Genomic DNA, 3,964 nt, shown 5'->3' on the forward strand with positions numbered 1-3,964 from the left:
GCGTCCCCGGGCCCCGGGGCGGCGTCCCTCGGCCGGGTGGCGCCCGGTCGCGGGCTGACCCCGCGCGTCGCCGCCCGGCCGATTCCGTCGTCATCCGTCCCGCCGGGCCCCGCCCCGGGACGTCCGGAATCGGACCGAGGGGTCATTCCATGCTCGCCTTCTCACCCGTGCACGACGCGGTGGGCGCCGCCGGTGCCGCCGTCTCCTGGCTCGCCGACGCGTTCGCGCCGCTGACCGGCGGGGCTGCCACCGCCGCCGCGATCGTCCTGTTCACCGTCGCCGTCCGGCTGCTGATCTCGCCGCTCACCCTGGCGCAGGTCCGCGGGGAGCGGCGCCGCGCGGCGCTCGCGCCCGAGGTCCGTCAGCTCCAGCAGCGGCACGCCGACGACCCGACCCGGTTGCAGTCGGAGCTGTTCGCGCTCTACCGGCGGGCCGGCGCCAGTCCGGTCGCCGGCTGCCTGCCGGCCCTGCTCCAGGCGCCGTTCTTCCTGGTCATGTACCGGCTCTTCGCCACCGGCGGGGACGGTGGCGGGCTGCTCGACGAGCGGCTGGCCGGGGTGCCGCTGGGCTGGCGCCTGGGCGACGGGCTCTCCGTGCCGGTGGTGCTGGTCTTCGGCGTGCTGCTGGCGGCGCTGACCGGCCTGGCCTGGTTCTCGTCCCGGCGGGCGAAGCGCGCCGCGGCGGCCACCGGCACGGTGGCCGGTGCGCCGACCGAGGGGCCGGGCGCGGCGATGCTGGCCGGGCTGATCCCGCTGCTGCCGTACGTCACCGTGCTGGTGGCGCTCGTGGTGCCGTTGGCGGCGGTGCTCTACCTGGTGACCACCACGGCGTGGACGGCGCTGGAGCAGGTGACGCTGCGCCGGCCGCAGCCGGAATCCATCGACAAGCGTTGACATGCGTCCGGCCGGGGCGTACAACTCGCAATCAGAGAGCGCTCTCTCGAGCCGTCCCCGAAGAGAGGCATCCCCGATGAATCCTGTTCCGGCGGCCCCCGCCGCCCCCCTCACGCGGTCGCGTCGACGCCCTGCGCTGGCCGTCGCGCTCGCCGTCGCCACCACCGCGCTGGCCGGCGTGACCGTGACCGCCCACGCCGCCGTCCCGCCGCCCCCGTCGGGCTGGAACCTGGTGTGGAGCGACGACTTCACCGGCACCGCCGGCACCCTGCCCTCCTCCGCCAACTGGATCGTCGACACCGGCACCAGCTACCCGGGCGGCCCGGCCAACTGGGGCACCGGCGAGATCCAGACGTACACCGCCAGCACCACCAACCTCGCCCACGACGGCGCCGGCAACCTGCGGATCACCCCGGTCCGGGACGCCGCCGGCCGGTGGACCTCGGCCCGGATCGAAACCGTCCGCACAGACTTCAAGCCGCCCGCCGGGGAAGTCCTCGCCATCGAGGGGCGGATCCAGATGCCCAACGTCACCGGGGCGCAGGCGGCCGGATACTGGCCGGCGTTCTGGGCGCTCGGCTCGCCGTACCGGGGCAACTACCAGAACTGGCCGAGCATCGGCGAGTTCGACGTGATGGAGAACGTCAACGGCCTGAACCAGGTCTGGGGCGTGCTGCACTGCGGGTACGCCCCGGGCGGCCCGTGCAACGAGTTCAACGGGCTGGGCAACTCCCGGGCCTGCCCCGGCAGCACCTGCCAGTCCGCCTTCCACACCTACCGCTTCGAGTGGGACGCCTCCGTCAGCCCGCGGCAGTTGCGCTGGTACGTCGACGGGCAGCTCTTCCACACCGTCGGCCAGAACCAGGTCGGCGAGCCGTACTGGACCCAGATGACCGGCCACGCCGGCTACTTCCTGCTGCTCAACGTGGCGATGGGCGGGTCGTTCCCGAACGGGGTGGCCGGCTCCGCCACGCCGACCGCCTCGACCGTCTCCGGCCGGTCGATGCTGGTGGACTACGTGGCGGTCTACCGCCGGGGAACGTCCACCACGCCACCCCCGACCACCCCGCCGCCGTCCGGCGGCATCGACGCGTACGGGACGATCCAGGCCGAGGCGTTCAGCGCGCAGAACGGGGTGATCGTCGAGGCGTGCGCCGAGGGCGGGCAGAACATCGGCGCCCTGCGCAACGGTGACTGGGTCCGGTACGACAACGTGGAGTTCGGCGCGACCCCGCCGCGCGACTTCGTCGCCCGGGTCGCCTCCGGCGCGGCCGGCGGGGTGAGCGGCCTGGTCGAGGTGCGCCTGGACAACCCGACCAGCGCGCCGATCGGCAGCTTCGCCATCGCGAACACCGGCGGCTGGCAGAGCTGGCGCTCGGTGCCCGGCAACGTCTCCGCGGCGACCGGGCGGCACACCGTCTACCTGACCTTCAGCAGCGGTCAGAGCGCCGACTTCGTCAACGTCAACTGGTTCACGTTCCGGCGCTGATCCCGCCGGGGGCCCGCGTCCGTGGACGCGGGCCCCCGATCGGTGCGAAAAGAGACCTGGACAGGAACAGTTAACAGTCTTAATAATAAGCGCGCACGTCGACATCCATGGATCGATGGCAGTCCGGAGGGTCGCATGACGCGTTCCAGATCCCTGCTCCTCTCCCTGGTCGCCGCGCTGGCCGCGACCCTCGGCGCGGCCTGGGTCGCGCTGCCCGCGTACGCGGCCGGGGCGACCGCCGACTTCACCAGGACCTCCGACTGGGGCACCGGCTGGGAGGGGAAGTACACGATCAGCAACGGGGGCGGCGCCACCATCTCCGGCTGGACCGTCTCCTTCGACCTGCCGGCCGGGACCACCGTCGGCACCTACTGGGACGCGCTGCTCACCGGCTCCGGCCAGCGGTACACCTTCACCAACCGGTCCTGGAACGGCACCGTCGCGCCGGGCGCCGCGGTGTCGTTCGGCTTCCTCGCCAGCGGGCCCGGTGCGCCGACCAACTGCCTGCTCAACGGGGCGCCCTGCGGCGGCGACACCACCCCGCCGAGCCCGACGCCGACCACCCCGGCCCCGTCCCCCACCACCCCGCCGCCCACCACCCCGCCGCCCACCACCCCGCCGCCGCCCACCGGCGGGCTGCCGAAGCACCTGCTCACCGGCTACTGGCACAACTTCGACAACCCGGCCGTCGAGCTGCGACTGCGCGACGTGCCGGCCGAGTACGACATCGTCGCGGTCGCCTTCGGCGAGGCCACCGCCACTCCCGGCGCGGTCGGGTTCGCCGTCGACCCCGGCCTGTCGGCCGCGCTGGGCGGCTACCCCGACGCCGAGTTCACCGCCGACGTGCAGACCCTGCGTTCGCGCGACCAGAAGGTGATCCTCTCCGTAGGCGGCGAGGCCGGCCGGGTCGCGGTCAACGACGCCACCTCGGCCACCGCCTTCGCCGACACCGTCCACGCGCTCATCAAGCGGTACGGCTTCGACGGGGTCGACATCGACCTGGAGAACGGGCTCAACCCGACGTACCTGGCGCAGGCGCTGCGCGCCCTGCGGGCGAAGGTCGGCGCCGGCCTGATCATCACGATGGCCCCGCAGACCATCGACATGCAGTCGCCCACCACCGGCTACTTCAAGCTGGCGTTGGACATCCGGGACATCCTCACCGTGGTGAACACCCAGTTCTACAACTCGGGGGCGATGCTCGGCTGCGACCAGAACGCCGCGTATTCCCAGGGCACGGTGAACTTCATCGTCGCCCTGGCCTGCATCCAGCTGGAGGCGGGACTCCGCCCCGACCAGGTCGGTCTGGGCCTGCCCGCCGGCCCGGGCGCCGCCGGCGGTGGCGTCGTCGCCCCGAGCGTGGTCAACGCGGCCCTGGACTGCCTGGCCCGCGGCACCAACTGCGGCAGCTTCCGGCCGCCGCGCACCTACCCGGGCATCCGGGGCGCGATGACCTGGTCGGTGAACTGGGACGTCAGCAACGGCAACGGCTTCGCCCGCACGGTCAAGCCGCACCTGGCCACCCTGCCCTGACCCGCGTGGCCGGCCCGCCGACCTCGGGCCGGCCCCCCCCCCCCCCCCC

At 73.7% G+C, this 3,964-nt stretch carries 3 protein-coding genes; all 3 read left to right on the forward strand.

Going from position 1 to position 3,964, the window contains the following annotated elements; genetic code table 11:
• The first annotated feature begins 149 nt into the window (after positions 1 to 149).
• The 3 genes from AB0I41_RS34940 to AB0I41_RS34950 all read left to right on the forward strand — a co-directional run bounded on the left by AB0I41_RS34940 (position 150) and on the right by AB0I41_RS34950 (position 3,915).
• Positions 150 to 893 carry a membrane protein insertase YidC gene (locus AB0I41_RS34940; protein WP_357115681.1) on the forward strand — a complete coding sequence of 248 codons (744 nt, stop codon included), beginning with the start codon at positions 150 to 152 and terminating at the stop codon, positions 891 to 893.
• 76 nt (positions 894 to 969) lie between these two features.
• The gene (locus AB0I41_RS34945; RefSeq protein WP_357115684.1) at positions 970 to 2,382 is read left to right on the forward strand and encodes a carbohydrate-binding protein; all 1,413 of its coding nucleotides are present in this window, start codon (positions 970 to 972) and stop codon (positions 2,380 to 2,382) included.
• A 135-nt stretch (positions 2,383 to 2,517) separates the two neighbouring features.
• Complete coding sequence (locus tag AB0I41_RS34950; protein ID WP_357115687.1) at positions 2,518 to 3,915, forward strand: cellulose binding domain-containing protein; 1,398 nt, start codon at positions 2,518 to 2,520, stop codon at positions 3,913 to 3,915.
• Positions 3,916 to 3,964: the final 49 nt, after the last annotated feature.

The organism is Micromonospora sp. NPDC050200 (assembly GCF_040656135.1).
Taxonomy (GTDB): Bacteria; Actinomycetota; Actinomycetes; order Mycobacteriales; family Micromonosporaceae; genus Micromonospora.